This window comes from Peribacillus sp. NPDC006672 (assembly GCF_050274955.1).
In the GTDB taxonomy this organism is placed as follows: domain Bacteria; phylum Bacillota; class Bacilli; order Bacillales; family DSM-1321; genus Peribacillus.
The window spans coordinates 1-12,110 of sequence record NZ_JBNNOR010000013.1; the positions used below are offsets into that span (position 1 = coordinate 1).

A 12,110-nucleotide genomic window follows, 5' to 3' on the forward strand; every position below is an offset into this window, starting at 1 on the left:
GTCACACCCGTTCCCATTCCGAACACGGCAGTTAAGCTCTTCAGCGCCGATGGTAGTTGGGGGTTTCCCCCTGTGAGAGTAGGACGTCGCCAAGCAGGTTATATATGGAGGATTAGCTCAGCTGGGAGAGCATCTGCCTTACAAGCAGAGGGTCGGCGGTTCGATCCCGTCATCCTCCACCATTTTACACCTGCCGGTGTAGCTCAACTGGTAGAGCAACTGACTTGTAATCAGTAGGTTGGGGGTTCAAGTCCTCTTGCCGGCACCACGTTTTTTGATAGTACAAGCACGAGCCATTAGCTCAGTTGGTAGAGCATCTGACTTTTAATCAGAGGGTCGAAGGTTCGAATCCTTCATGGCTCACCATTTCATATGCGGGTGTGGCGGAATTGGCAGACGCACCAGACTTAGGATCTGGCGCCGCAAGGCGTGGGGGTTCAAGTCCCTTCACCCGCATCTTTCATGCGGAAGTAGTTCAGTGGTAGAATACAACCTTGCCAAGGTTGGGGTCGCGGGTTCGAATCCCGTCTTCCGCTCCACTTTTCGTATGTGCCGGGGTGGCGGAACTGGCAGACGCACAGGACTTAAAATCCTGCGGTAGGTGACTACCGTACCGGTTCGATTCCGGTCCTCGGCACCATCTTAATATGCGCCCGTAGCTCAATTGGATAGAGCATCTGACTACGAATCAGAAGGTTGTAGGTTCGACTCCCGCCGGGCGCACCATGTTTTTTGCGGGAAGTAGCTCAGCTTGGTAGAGCACTTGGTTTGGGACCAAGGGGTCGCAGGTTCGAATCCTGTCTTCCCGACCACGTGATTTTTAATGAATGGGGCCTTAGCTCAGCTGGGAGAGCGCCTGCCTTGCACGCAGGAGGTCAGCGGTTCGATCCCGCTAGGCTCCACCATTTTTCAATCAGATACTTATATTATATTGGCGGTGTAGCTCAGCTGGCTAGAGCGTACGGTTCATACCCGTGAGGTCGGGGGTTCGATCCCCTCCGCCGCTACCAATAAATATAAGGACCTTTAGCTCAGCTGGTTAGAGCAGACGGCTCATAACCGTCCGGTCGTAGGTTCGAGTCCTACAAGGTCCACCATATGCATTTTTTTAAAGCCGTGGAGGTATACCCAAGTTCGGCTGAAGGGATCGGTCTTGAAAACCGACAGGGGAGTCAAATCCCGCGGGGGTTCGAATCCCTCTACCTCCTCCATTTTTTTCAAACGCAGCAAGTTGTTTTGAAACAACCTTACATAAGGAAGCGAAGAAACGATATACACGAAAACTTGATGCAAATCGTTTCATTATTACCGTCGCGGGGTGGAGCAGTCCGGTAGCTCGTCGGGCTCATAACCCGAAGGTCGCAGGTTCAAATCCTGTCCCCGCAATTATTAGGTCCCGTGGTGTAGCGGTTAACATGCCTGCCTGTCACGCAGGAGATCGCGGGTTCGATTCCCGTCGGGACCGCCATTTTTAAATTTAGTACATTTGTGGCTCAGTAGCTCAGTCGGTAGAGCAAAGGACTGAAAATCCTTGTGTCGGCGGTTCGATTCCGTCCTGAGCCACCATATTTTAATAATTACGGCGGTTGTGGCGAAGTGGTTAACGCACCTGATTGTGGTTCAGGCATTCGTGGGTTCGATTCCCATCAGTCGCCCCATTTCGCGGGTGTAGTTTAGTGGTAAAACCTCAGCCTTCCAAGCTGATGATGAGGGTTCGATTCCCTTCACCCGCTCCAAATATGGGCCTATAGCTCAGCTGGTTAGAGCGCACGCCTGATAAGCGTGAGGTCGATGGTTCGAGTCCATTTAGGCCCACCATATTTATATTGTTCCGCAGTAGCTCAGTGGTAGAGCATTCGGCTGTTAACCGAACGGTCGTAGGTTCGAGTCCTACCTGCGGAGCCATGGGGAAGTACTCAAGAGGCTGAAGAGGCGCCCCTGCTAAGGGTGTAGGTCGCGCGAGCGGCGCGAGGGTTCAAATCCCTCCTTCTCCGCCATTTGGCCCGTTGGTCAAGCGGTTAAGACACCGCCCTTTCACGGCGGTAACACGGGTTCGAATCCCGTACGGGTCATAACAAAAAGGGAAGCATACATACATGTATGCTTCTTTTTTTTATTTTTTTTCATTGATATAATTATCCTTTTGATTATAGGGAATGTCACCAAGCTTGGAATCGATATTCCCTTCATCTAGTGTATTTTCATATTCCTTTTGTTTTTTGTTCGGCATATTCACCCTATTTTCCCCTTTGATATCATTTGCGGCAAATCCTTCATAGTCTTCAGGAAATCCATTCGTTTCACCTTCGATTTTATAAAGATCATTATAATTGTCATGATCACCTGTGTAATCAGATGGTGTTTCGGATGTACCAAATTTGGCGACTTCACCAAAGCTATCTTCTTTATCAACTATTTCATTTCCATGACGATTTTCAAAATCATCACCCTTGGATGGGATCAGTATATCTTCTTCCACCGGTCGGTCTTGTGCAGTAGGCCGTTCCGGGGCATGCTCAACACAGTAGAGAGTGCTTGGAATCGCTTTAAGTCTATCGATAGGGATTTCTGTATGGCAGGTTTTACAATGGCCATACGAACCTTCTTCTATGGCATTCAATGCTTCTTCTATTTTATCCATTTCATATTGTCCATGCTCATCAAGTGCTTGGTTCCGTTCCATCTCGAATAATTCGGTTCCAAGATCAGCGGGATGATTATCATAAGAAGATAATTCACCTACGGATTCCGTCTGACTTTTATCAAGAACGGATCGTTCATCATTTTTAATCCTATTTCCAAGTTCAGCTTTTTCTTGAAGCAGTTCTTTTTTGAATTTATGCATTTGCTGTTTCGTTGCCATATCCATTTCACTCCTTCTAAAGTCCATATCTCATATTATATTCGTTATGATGGTTGTATTATCTATTACCCGAATCGGAGTATAGGAAAACAAAATGGAACGGAAGATAAAAAAAGGACTGAGCGGATGAGCTCAGTCCTTGAAAATTATATAAGATAGCTGATGAATAATCCAATGGCCATAAGTAAGCCAAAGAAGGTGTTCGTTTGGGCCGTTGCTTTCATTGCCGGTACCATCGTGATCGGCTGCGTTTTACCGACGAAGCCTTTGATTGCGGCCATGGCTTTCGGGATGCTAAAGAAGGCAAGGAGAATCCACGCTGTTACATTCCCAGTAATGACTAATCCAACCAGCCATAGATAAGAAAAGGCAAACATGATTGCCATGAATGTCAGGGCGTTTTTCCTGCCCATCACTACAGGCATGGTTTTGCGGCCATGTGCTTTATCTCCATCGTGATCACGGAGGTTATTGGATAAGTTGATCAAACCGACCAATACTCCACTAGGGATGGCAATTAAGATGGCTGTTGAAGATACATCACCGGTTTGGATGAAAAAGGCGATCAGGATTATCAAAAAGCCCATGAACAAACCAGAAAATAGTTCCCCGAATGGTGTATATGAAATGGGCAGTGGACCTCCTGTATAAAGATAGCCAACAAGCATGCAAACCAGTCCTACTGCTGCAAGCCACCAAGATGATGCGGCACAGATATAGATTCCAAGTATCAGGGCGATGGCATACATGCCAAGTGCCAAGGTCATGATGAGTTTAGGGGTCATCCCATGACGCACGATCCCGCCGCCGATGCCTACGGATTCCTCCGTATCCAAGCCTCTCTTGAAATCATAGTATTCATTGAATAAATTAGTTGCAGCTTGAATCAGGATACTTGCAACCATCATGGCAGCGAATAGTAGCCAATTCACTCCATCTTCCAAGAGTGCAATCACAGTTCCAAGTAAGACTGGGACAAAAGCTGCGGTTAGTGTATGTGGACGAATTAACTCCCACCAAATTTTCCAGGTCCGTTTAAGGGGAAGTCCGTCGTATTCTGTTTGCATTATTTCTCTCCTCAAAATCATTATTGGTTCTTTCGAAATTATAACAAATATTGAAATGTTGCACAAAAGGTTATCCTAATAAGTGTAGGAAAAATGGGGAAGTGTGTCAATTGGCTTTCATGGAGATTCTCTTCCAAAATCAAGGATATTTCTCTTCATTCGCTAAGATTCATATAATAAGGAAAAAAGCAGGCATGAATCGTTTGGTAAAGGGGCGTTTTATTGACATGAGGTTGAAGAGAGGTGTATCTTTAAATAGGTTAAAAAGCTTTTAAAATGTACATTTGGGGGGATTTTTTTGGCTATCTCAGAAGAAACTGAACAGTTTCAGGGACTGGCTTCAGCTATACAAAAGGCGAAGGACTTGAATGATCAAGTTCTATTCAGTCATATTAAGAAAGTTAATTGCAACAACCCCCTTTCATTTTATCAAGCTGGAAGAGAACGGTACGCGGGTGAACGCTTTTTCTGGGAGGACCCTGCAAAGGAAATAACCATCACCGGTTTAGGCAATGTTAAGAAACTCGAAGCGGCATCTAATGCCGAACGTTATAGAGAAGTCGAAAAGAGCTGGATCAATCTGCAGAATACTGCTGTCAAAACGGGGTTGACCGATGTAGAAGCGACCGGTCCTTTACTGTTTGGGGGCTTTTCCTTTGATTATGAAACTAACAGTACGCTCCTTTGGAATCAATTTGGGGACAACCTGTTTTATATACCTGCCTTCATGCTATCAAAAGTGGGGAAACAAGCTTACTTAACGACAAACTTACTTTGTTCGCCTGATGATTCAGAAAAACTCTTCATAGATATGATAAATGAACGGGAAGCTTTCCTTTTCGAAAGTCTGGATGGCACTGGATTGGTTCCCAATGCCTTGGTTATGCAGAGGGAAGTCGAACCTGAGGAATGGAAGCGAACGGTCGCAGAGGCTGTTCAGGAAATCAAGACGACAGATCTCGACAAGATCGTTTTGGCAAGGGAGCTTCGACTTGTTTTCGAGCGTTCCATCGATTCAGGGAAAGTGCTTGAGCAATTGATTGCTGAGCAGCCATTAAGCTATATTTTCAGTTTGGAAGCTGGTGGTGACTGTTTTGTCGGTGCCACTCCTGAACGTTTAATTAAGAAACAGGGAAATGAAGTTTTCTCTACCTGTCTTGCTGGATCGATGGGGCGAGGGAAAGATGAGCAAGAAGATGTTTGTCTTGGTGAAGAATTGCTTCATGACCAAAAGAATTTACAAGAGCACCAATATGTCGTGTCGATGATATCAAATGCCTTTGATTCTGTGTGCAAAAAGGTAATGGTCCCAGGCGAACCGAAACTTATGAAAAACCGTCATATCCAGCATTTGTATACACCGGTCCGCGGTATATCCAAGGAAGGTGTCACGATTTTTGAATTCGTTGAAAATCTCCATCCTACACCCGCCATGGGCGGACTTCCAAAAGAAAAGGCCGTTGTCCGGATTCGGGAAATGGAAGGTCTTGAGCGCGGCTTTTATGCGGGGCCATTAGGCTGGGTGGATACGTATGGAAATGGGGAATTCGCCGTAGGGATACGTTCTGCCCTAATACAGAACAATGAGGCATCGCTCTTTGCGGGATGCGGCGTAGTTGAAGAATCGACTCCCGAAAGTGAGTTCCGGGAAACGGGGATTAAATTCAATCCGATGCTAAGTGCTTTAGGAGGAAATCTTAATGAATGACCGAGATGCATTGACAGCGTATGCCGCTTCATTTGTCGATGAGCTGGCACAAAATGGGATGAAGCATGTGGTGGTGAGCCCTGGTTCGCGATCCACACCCCTAGCTTTGTTGTTAGTGGAACATCCTGATATCGAAATTCATATTAATGTGGATGAGCGTTCGGCTGCTTTTTTTGCCCTGGGTTTGGCTAAGGCCTTAAAAGGACCTGTCGGACTTCTTTGTACATCCGGTACAGCGGCTGCAAACTTTTACCCAGCCGTCATCGAGGCTTACTATTCAAGGGTACCGCTTATTGTACTGACCGCTGATCGCCCGCATGAATTGCGTGATGTCGGTGCCCCACAGGCGATCGATCAAATTCATCTGTACGGGAGACAAGTAAAATGGTTTGTCGAAATGGCACTTCCGGAAAGTACAGATGAGATGATGCGATATGCAAGGACGATCGGTGCAAGGGCAGTAGCTACAGCGGCAACTGAACCTGCAGGGCCAGTACATTTGAATTTCCCGCTTCGAGAACCATTGATTCCGAATCTGGAGCAAGCAAAGGGATATAGGCAAAATAAAATGACGCCTGCAGTATTGATTGATAGTGGAGAACGGTCACTGTCCGCATCACAAATAGATGCTGTTGCAACTACTTTGTCACAAGCTAAGCAAGGTATGATTGTATGTGGCGAATTACCGCATTCAGGGATGAAGGAAGCAATCGCCGCATTAGCGGATAAACTTGCTTTTCCGGTATTGGCTGACCCTCTTTCCCAGTTAAGGAGCGGGAGCCACGACAAAGACATCATTATTGATGCGTATGATACGTTTCTACGCGATGAAGCGGCAAAAGCGGCTTTCAGACCGGACGTGATTTTACGTTTCGGGACAATGCCTGTTTCTAAACCCTTATTGTTATTCATGAAAAAACAAAAACAAGCTATCACTTTGGTCGTCGATGGCGGAGCGGGTTGGCGCGAACCAGCGGGATTGGCATCGAACATGATTTACAGCGAAGAGAAAGATTTTTGTCAGCGTGTTTGTGAAAAAGTTACTGATGCCTCAGATGATAAATGGCTTGGCTTATGGCAAACTGTCAACGTAGCAACGAAGAATGCCTTAGCTTCCATCAGGGATGAAGAGGAATTAAGTGAAGGCAAGCTGTTCTCCCTGCTTGCTGATATGTTGCCATTGGAATCCACCTTATTTGTCGGGAATAGTATGCCCATACGAGATTTGGATACATTCTTTTTGAATAATGGAAAAGGAATCAAAACCTTTGCAAATCGTGGGGCGAATGGCATCGATGGGGTCGTTTCCACTGCGCTTGGAGTAAGTACGGTATCCAAAAATACGGTACTGGCAATCGGAGATTTAAGCTTTTTCCATGATATGAATGGCTTGCTTGCAGCAAAACTTCAAAAACAAAATATCACCATATTGCTGATTAATAATGATGGGGGCGGCATTTTCTCCTTCTTGCCACAGGCGAATGAGAAAGAACATTTCGAAATGCTATTCGGCACCCCTCATGGGCTTGATTTTTCCCATACTGCAAAGCTGTACGGCGGTAAATACAACAAGGTGCAAAATTGGGATGAGTTAAAGAAGGTATTTACAGAGTCATTTGGAATTCAAGGTCTGAAAATCATTGAAGTACCGACCGAAAGGGAGTCCAATTTACAAAAACATCGAAATTTGTGGAGTTTTGTTTCCCAGGAAATAAAAATGGTGTTAGACAGGGAAATGCCATGAAAATTGTCTGCAGAGATGTCACTTATGCTGTTGAAATAGCGGGAAATGGAGAACCTCTTGTACTTTTGCATGGATTTACGGGAAATCGAGATACGTGGAATTTTCTCATTCCGCTATTGCGTGAGAGGTATACAATGATCATGGTCGATATCATCGGTCATGGCATGTCTGCGTCACCGGCCAATCATCGAAGGTATGGGATGGAGCAGGTGGCTGAAGATATCAAGTTCATTTTGGATGAGTTACATTTCCCGAAAGCACATGTCCTTGGATACTCGATGGGCGGAAGGCTTGGATTGGGATTTGCCTGTTTGTATCCTGAGTATGTTGATAAATTGATATTGGAAAGCGCTTCACCAGGCCTTTTAACAGAAGAAGAGCGGGAAATCCGAAGGCAAAATGATAGGAAGCTTGCCGAAAGGATTCTTGAAAATGGCATGGAAGCTTTTGTGGATCAATGGGAAAACATCCCGCTGTTTGAAAGTCAAAAACGGTTGTCGGCCAAAACCAGGTCGGCCATTCGGGAGCAGAGGATGGAAAATGTCCCTGCCGGCCTTTCCAATAGCCTCCTTGGTATGGGGACCGGCAGTCAGCCTTCTTACTGGGAAGACCTGAAAACCCTTGATTTCCCTGTGCTTCTTGTAACCGGTGAACTCGATCCTAAGTTTTGTGAAATTGCGGACTCGATGAAAAAAAAGCTGAAGCGGGCTGAATGGAAAATAATAAATGATGCCGGACATGCGATTCATGTGGAAGATGGAGAAAAGTTTGGTAAAATAATAAGTGAGTTTTTAAAGCGAAATCGGAGGAGGAATTAAAATGACGATACAATGGGAAACAATACGTGAGTATGACGAAATTTTATATGAAAAATATAACGGGATTGCGAAAGTGTCCATCAACCGACCGCATGTACATAATGCATTCACGCCAAAAACGACTGCTGAAATGATTGATGCATTCGCAAGGGCGCGTGATGATTCCAGCATAGGTGTCATAATTTTAACTGGAGTAGGCGGTAAAGCATTCTGTTCAGGCGGAGACCAGAAAGTACGCGGAAATGGCGGATATGTTGGTGAAGATAACATTCCACGTCTAAACGTTCTTGATTTACAGCGTTTGATTCGCGTCATTCCAAAACCGGTCGTAGCGATGGTTGCAGGATATGCAATTGGTGGCGGTAATGTTCTGAATGTGGTATGTGACTTGACGATTGCTGCTGACAATGCAGTATTCGGACAAACTGGACCGAATGTGGGAAGCTTTGATGCCGGTTATGGCTCTGGCTACCTGGCACGTATCGTGGGCCATAAAAAGGCACGTGAAATCTGGTACCTATGCCGTCAATACAATGCCCAGGAAGCATTGGATATGGGATTGGTAAACACGGTCGTACCATTAGACCAATTAGAAGCGGAAACCGTTAAATGGTGTGAAGAAATGCTTGAGAAGAGCCCAACTGCACTTCGTTTCTTGAAAGCGGCAATGAACGCTGATACTGATGGCCTTGCAGGTCTTCAACAATTGGCTGGTGACGCTACACTTTTATACTATACAACTGAAGAAGCAAAAGAAGGCCGCGATGCATTCAAAGAAAAACGCAATCCGGACTTTGGACAATTCCCTCGTTTCCCTTGATGAAACGCGTGAAATGATGAGACTGACAGCTTGGCGGATTATCGCCGGGCTGTTTTCTATATCAAATGGAGGAGGATAAGCAATCATGGCAGAAGAAAAGTTGCCGAACTGGCTGAAAAATCGGGCGCATCTTTCACCAGATCGCCCGGCAATTGAGTTTGAAGGCCATACTTATAGCTTTCTTGAACTTCATACATTATCGGAGAAGATGGCTGGCAAGCTGGCAAACACTGGTCTGAAGGCTGGCGATTCATGCGCGGTTTTACTCCGTAACCATATTGATGGTGTTGTCGTTATCCACGCACTATTTTATCTCGGTGTGAAGATTGTGATGCTGAATAATAAGTTAACGGCAAAAGAGTTGGCCTGGCAGATTGAGGATAGTGAGACTTCTTATCTGGTTTCAGAAGGTTCCTTTTCCGAAAAACTCTCGGAAATTGGTTGTATTCTCCCGGATTTACACCTTCTTTTAATGGAAGAATTGCCGGATGAAGGAGCTGCAGAGATTCTTCAAGAGTTTTATCTTGAGGATACGGCTACGATCATGTATACCTCAGGCACGACAGGAAATCCAAAAGGTGTGATCCAAACCTTCGGCAACCATTGGTGGAGTGCTGTCGGGTCGGTGCTGAACCTTGGATTGCATGAGGAGGATTCTTGGTATTGTGCAGTTCCGATCTTTCATATTAGCGGCTTATCCATCCTGATGAAAAATGTGATTTATGGCATGAAGGTCGTTTTGGCAGAACGGTTCGATGAACGGGAAGCAAACTTGAGCATCCAGGAAAATGGCGTGACGATCATTTCGGTCGTGACGGCGATGGTGAATAGGATGTTGCAGGATTTGAAGGGAACAAGCTATCCGGAAGCTTTCCGCTGTATGCTGTTAGGCGGCGGCCCAGCGCCCGTTCACTTACTTGAAGTATGTAAGGAAAAAGGGATTCCAGTCTATCAGACATATGGGATGACAGAAACGTCTTCACAGATTGTGACACTTGCACCGGAGTATAGCATGGAAAAAATCGGATCAGCGGGAAAACCTTTGTTCCCTTCGCAGTTACGGATAGAGAAAGACGGCAATATTTGTGAACCGGGTGCAGTGGGGGAAATCGTGGTTTCAGGTCCGAATGTGACAAAAGGCTATTTTAATCGAATGGACGCTACACGGCAGGCTATTACCGATGGATGGCTATATACAGGGGACCTTGGTTATCTTGATGAGGAAGGTTTTTTGTATGTGCTAGACCGACGCTCGGATTTAATCATATCCGGCGGTGAGAATGTCTATCCGGCAGAGGTTGAAAATGTCCTTTGTAAGCACCCTGAAATTTTCGAAGCGGGTGTGACGGGGATCGACGATGAAAAATGGGGACAGGTTCCACTTGCTTTTGTGGTCTTGCAACAAGGCGCTGAGGCTAATGAGAGTGAATTGCTGGAGTATTGCAGGGAATATTTGGCGGCCTATAAAATTCCCCGGAACGTGATTTTTTGTCAGGAGCTTCCCCGTAATGGCGCGAGCAAGCTACTGAGAAGGGAACTGAAGAAGAGAATGGGGGAATGGCAATGAAGTTATCCTCCATTTCACTAAAGCTCGTTAAGGCCCCTTTGAAGCGGCCATTTAAGACGCATCTCGAAACGGTATCCGACCGGGAAGTGATAATTGTCGAAGCCATGGATGAAGATGGATTGATTGGATACGGAGAAGCCGTTCCTTTTTCAAGTCCTTGGTATACCGAGGAAACGATCAAAACCTGCTTTCATATGTTGGATGATTTCTTAATACCGCTGACATTGGCCAGTCAGTTTGGACATCCCGATGAGCTGCCGGGCTTGTGGAGCGGAATCAGACGGAATGCGATGGCGAAGTCAGCTTTGGAGCAGGCAATACTTGATCTATATGCGAAGCAGAATGGCGTCTATCTCGGACAGCTTTTTGGCGGTGAACGAAGTGAAGTGGCCGCTGGTGTTGTCGTTGCATCCAATGATATTGAAGATGCGATGCACCAGATTGAGGATTTTTCAAAATCTGGTTATCAGCGATATAAAATAAAAATCAATCCTCATAACGATCTGGAGTTTTTATCGGAAATCCGTCGGGCCCATCCAGATATCCCGCTAATGGCAGATGCCAATTCAGCGTACACACTCGATGACATCCCGCATCTGCAGAAGCTTGATGTGTTTAAGCTGATGATGATTGAGCAGCCGCTGGGACATGACGATATTGTTGAACATTCCATTTTGCAGAAACAGCTGCAGACACCCATTTGCCTTGATGAAAGCATAAACTCATTTCATGATGCCAAAAGTGCGCTGTCACTCGAGAGCTGTGGGGTGATCAGCATTAAGATGGCAAAAGTCGGCGGCTGGACAGAAGCTGTCAAAATCCATGATCTATGCTTGGGAAATGATGTGCCCGTTTGGTGCGGGGGGATGATTGAATTTGGCATATCGCGTGCACATAATATCGCTCTTGCCACATTAAAAGGATTCACGATTCCCGGGGATATATCATCCTCATCCCGATATTGGGAAGGGGATATAATCGATCCGGAAGTCATTGTCAAAAATGGCATGATCCAGGTTCCTGATAAAGCGGGAATCGGTTTTGCCATCAATGAAAAGCGGCTAAAGGATTTGACTACATATAGTAAACTTTATAGGTGAAAAAATCAAAGGAGGTGCATGGCCCGCCTCTTTTGAATCCATATTGCAGATTCACCCCCGGTTTAAAATAATCCCCTAGCTCGCTGTAATATATTATTTGCTGCTTGCCTTTGATACCCCGGTATATGTAAAAAAACCATTTAATACATTTTGGACGGAAATCCCACCCTTTTAGAAAATGATTTTAATAAGATACTAACAAATATCAGTTTGCAGACAAAAGTAGGTTTGATAGATTACTGCCGAATAACTGGCTAGCCGAGTCCCCGCTAGATTCTTGCTTTGATGAGACTTGGCAGACAGTCGGCGGAAAGGGAGCGGATTACTTATTGAAATCGACTGGAACTTTTTAGTCTGCAAATATTTTTCATCTCCAGTATTCCTTTTATAAAACGGAATTTTAGAGAAGGAAAATCATTTAAA

8 protein-coding genes, 21 tRNA genes and 1 rRNA gene are annotated in these 12,110 nt (G+C 45.5%); 28 read left to right on the plus strand and 2 right to left on the minus strand.

The window, feature by feature from the left end:
- The 22 genes from rrf to ACQKKK_RS19345 form a co-directional block, all read left to right on the plus strand.
- Window positions 1-95: ribosomal RNA gene (gene rrf / locus ACQKKK_RS19240) — 5S ribosomal RNA — on the plus strand; the annotation flags it as partial.
- 11 nt (window positions 96-106) lie between these two features.
- Window positions 107-182, plus strand: a tRNA-Val gene (locus ACQKKK_RS19245).
- 10 nt (window positions 183-192) lie between these two features.
- A tRNA-Thr gene (locus ACQKKK_RS19250) sits at window positions 193-268 on the plus strand.
- A 22-nt stretch (window positions 269-290) separates the two neighbouring features.
- Window positions 291-366: transfer RNA gene (locus ACQKKK_RS19255), tRNA-Lys, on the plus strand.
- An 8-nt stretch (window positions 367-374) separates the two neighbouring features.
- A tRNA-Leu gene (locus ACQKKK_RS19260) sits at window positions 375-456 on the plus strand.
- An 8-nt stretch (window positions 457-464) separates the two neighbouring features.
- Window positions 465-539, plus strand: a tRNA-Gly gene (locus ACQKKK_RS19265).
- 12 nt (window positions 540-551) lie between these two features.
- A tRNA-Leu gene (locus ACQKKK_RS19270) sits at window positions 552-640 on the plus strand.
- A 9-nt stretch (window positions 641-649) separates the two neighbouring features.
- Window positions 650-726: transfer RNA gene (locus tag ACQKKK_RS19275), tRNA-Arg, on the plus strand.
- A 9-nt stretch (window positions 727-735) separates the two neighbouring features.
- Window positions 736-812 (plus strand) — tRNA-Pro (locus ACQKKK_RS19280).
- 17 nt (window positions 813-829) lie between these two features.
- Window positions 830-905 (plus strand) — tRNA-Ala (locus ACQKKK_RS19285).
- Window positions 906-933: 28 nt separating this feature from the next.
- Window positions 934-1,010, plus strand: a tRNA-Met gene (locus tag ACQKKK_RS19290).
- Between the two features lie 10 nt (window positions 1,011-1,020).
- Window positions 1,021-1,097 (plus strand) — tRNA-Ile (locus tag ACQKKK_RS19295).
- A 21-nt stretch (window positions 1,098-1,118) separates the two neighbouring features.
- Window positions 1,119-1,211: transfer RNA gene (locus ACQKKK_RS19300), tRNA-Ser, on the plus strand.
- Between the two features lie 101 nt (window positions 1,212-1,312).
- A tRNA-Met gene (locus ACQKKK_RS19305) sits at window positions 1,313-1,386 on the plus strand.
- A gap of 6 nt (window positions 1,387-1,392) precedes the next feature.
- Window positions 1,393-1,468: transfer RNA gene (locus ACQKKK_RS19310), tRNA-Asp, on the plus strand.
- Between the two features lie 22 nt (window positions 1,469-1,490).
- Window positions 1,491-1,566: transfer RNA gene (locus ACQKKK_RS19315), tRNA-Phe, on the plus strand.
- A gap of 16 nt (window positions 1,567-1,582) precedes the next feature.
- Window positions 1,583-1,658 (plus strand) — tRNA-His (locus tag ACQKKK_RS19320).
- Between the two features lie 4 nt (window positions 1,659-1,662).
- Window positions 1,663-1,736, plus strand: a tRNA-Gly gene (locus tag ACQKKK_RS19325).
- A gap of 5 nt (window positions 1,737-1,741) precedes the next feature.
- Window positions 1,742-1,818, plus strand: a tRNA-Ile gene (locus ACQKKK_RS19330).
- Between the two features lie 12 nt (window positions 1,819-1,830).
- Window positions 1,831-1,905: transfer RNA gene (locus ACQKKK_RS19335), tRNA-Asn, on the plus strand.
- Window position 1,906: 1 nt separating this feature from the next.
- Window positions 1,907-1,997: transfer RNA gene (locus tag ACQKKK_RS19340), tRNA-Ser, on the plus strand.
- Window positions 1,998-2,000: 3 nt separating this feature from the next.
- Window positions 2,001-2,072, plus strand: a tRNA-Glu gene (locus ACQKKK_RS19345).
- Window positions 2,073-2,113: 41 nt separating this feature from the next.
- On the opposite strand, the gene ACQKKK_RS19350 is transcribed toward ACQKKK_RS19345, so the two are convergent.
- Entirely contained in the window at window positions 2,114-2,863 is a 750-nt protein-coding gene (locus ACQKKK_RS19350; protein ID WP_427618280.1) for a TraR/DksA C4-type zinc finger protein, read from the minus strand.
- 146 nt (window positions 2,864-3,009) lie between these two features.
- The gene (locus ACQKKK_RS19355) at window positions 3,010-3,930 is read right to left on the minus strand and encodes a 1,4-dihydroxy-2-naphthoate polyprenyltransferase (protein WP_427618282.1); all 921 of its coding nucleotides are present in this window, start codon (window positions 3,928-3,930) and stop codon (window positions 3,010-3,012) included.
- A 298-nt stretch (window positions 3,931-4,228) separates the two neighbouring features.
- On the opposite strand from ACQKKK_RS19355, the gene ACQKKK_RS19360 reads away from it, so the two are divergent.
- The 6 genes from ACQKKK_RS19360 to menC all read left to right on the plus strand — a co-directional run bounded on the left by ACQKKK_RS19360 (window position 4,229) and on the right by menC (window position 11,687).
- Entirely contained in the window at window positions 4,229-5,638 is a 1,410-nt protein-coding gene (locus ACQKKK_RS19360) for an isochorismate synthase (protein ID WP_427618284.1), read from the plus strand.
- Window positions 5,631-7,382, plus strand: a complete 1,752-nt coding sequence (menD, locus tag ACQKKK_RS19365; RefSeq protein WP_427618286.1) for a 2-succinyl-5-enolpyruvyl-6-hydroxy-3-cyclohexene-1-carboxylic-acid synthase — start codon at window positions 5,631-5,633, stop codon at window positions 7,380-7,382. Before ACQKKK_RS19360 ends, menD begins: the two co-directional genes overlap by 8 nt.
- Entirely contained in the window at window positions 7,379-8,200 is an 822-nt protein-coding gene (gene menH / locus ACQKKK_RS19370) for a 2-succinyl-6-hydroxy-2,4-cyclohexadiene-1-carboxylate synthase (RefSeq protein ID WP_427618288.1), read from the plus strand. The genes menD and menH overlap by 4 nt, the downstream gene beginning before the upstream one ends.
- 1 nt (window position 8,201) lies before the next feature.
- Window positions 8,202-9,020, plus strand: coding sequence for a 1,4-dihydroxy-2-naphthoyl-CoA synthase (menB, locus tag ACQKKK_RS19375; RefSeq protein ID WP_053347924.1), 819 nt, complete (start codon window positions 8,202-8,204; stop codon window positions 9,018-9,020).
- 85 nt (window positions 9,021-9,105) lie between these two features.
- Window positions 9,106-10,587: an o-succinylbenzoate--CoA ligase gene (locus tag ACQKKK_RS19380; protein ID WP_427618290.1), complete on the plus strand. Its 1,482-nt coding sequence runs from the start codon at window positions 9,106-9,108 to the stop codon at window positions 10,585-10,587.
- Window positions 10,584-11,687 carry an o-succinylbenzoate synthase gene (menC, locus tag ACQKKK_RS19385; RefSeq protein ID WP_427618477.1) on the plus strand — a complete coding sequence of 368 codons (1,104 nt, stop codon included), beginning with the start codon at window positions 10,584-10,586 and terminating at the stop codon, window positions 11,685-11,687. Before ACQKKK_RS19380 ends, menC begins: the two co-directional genes overlap by 4 nt.
- Window positions 11,688-12,110 lie beyond the last annotated feature (423 nt).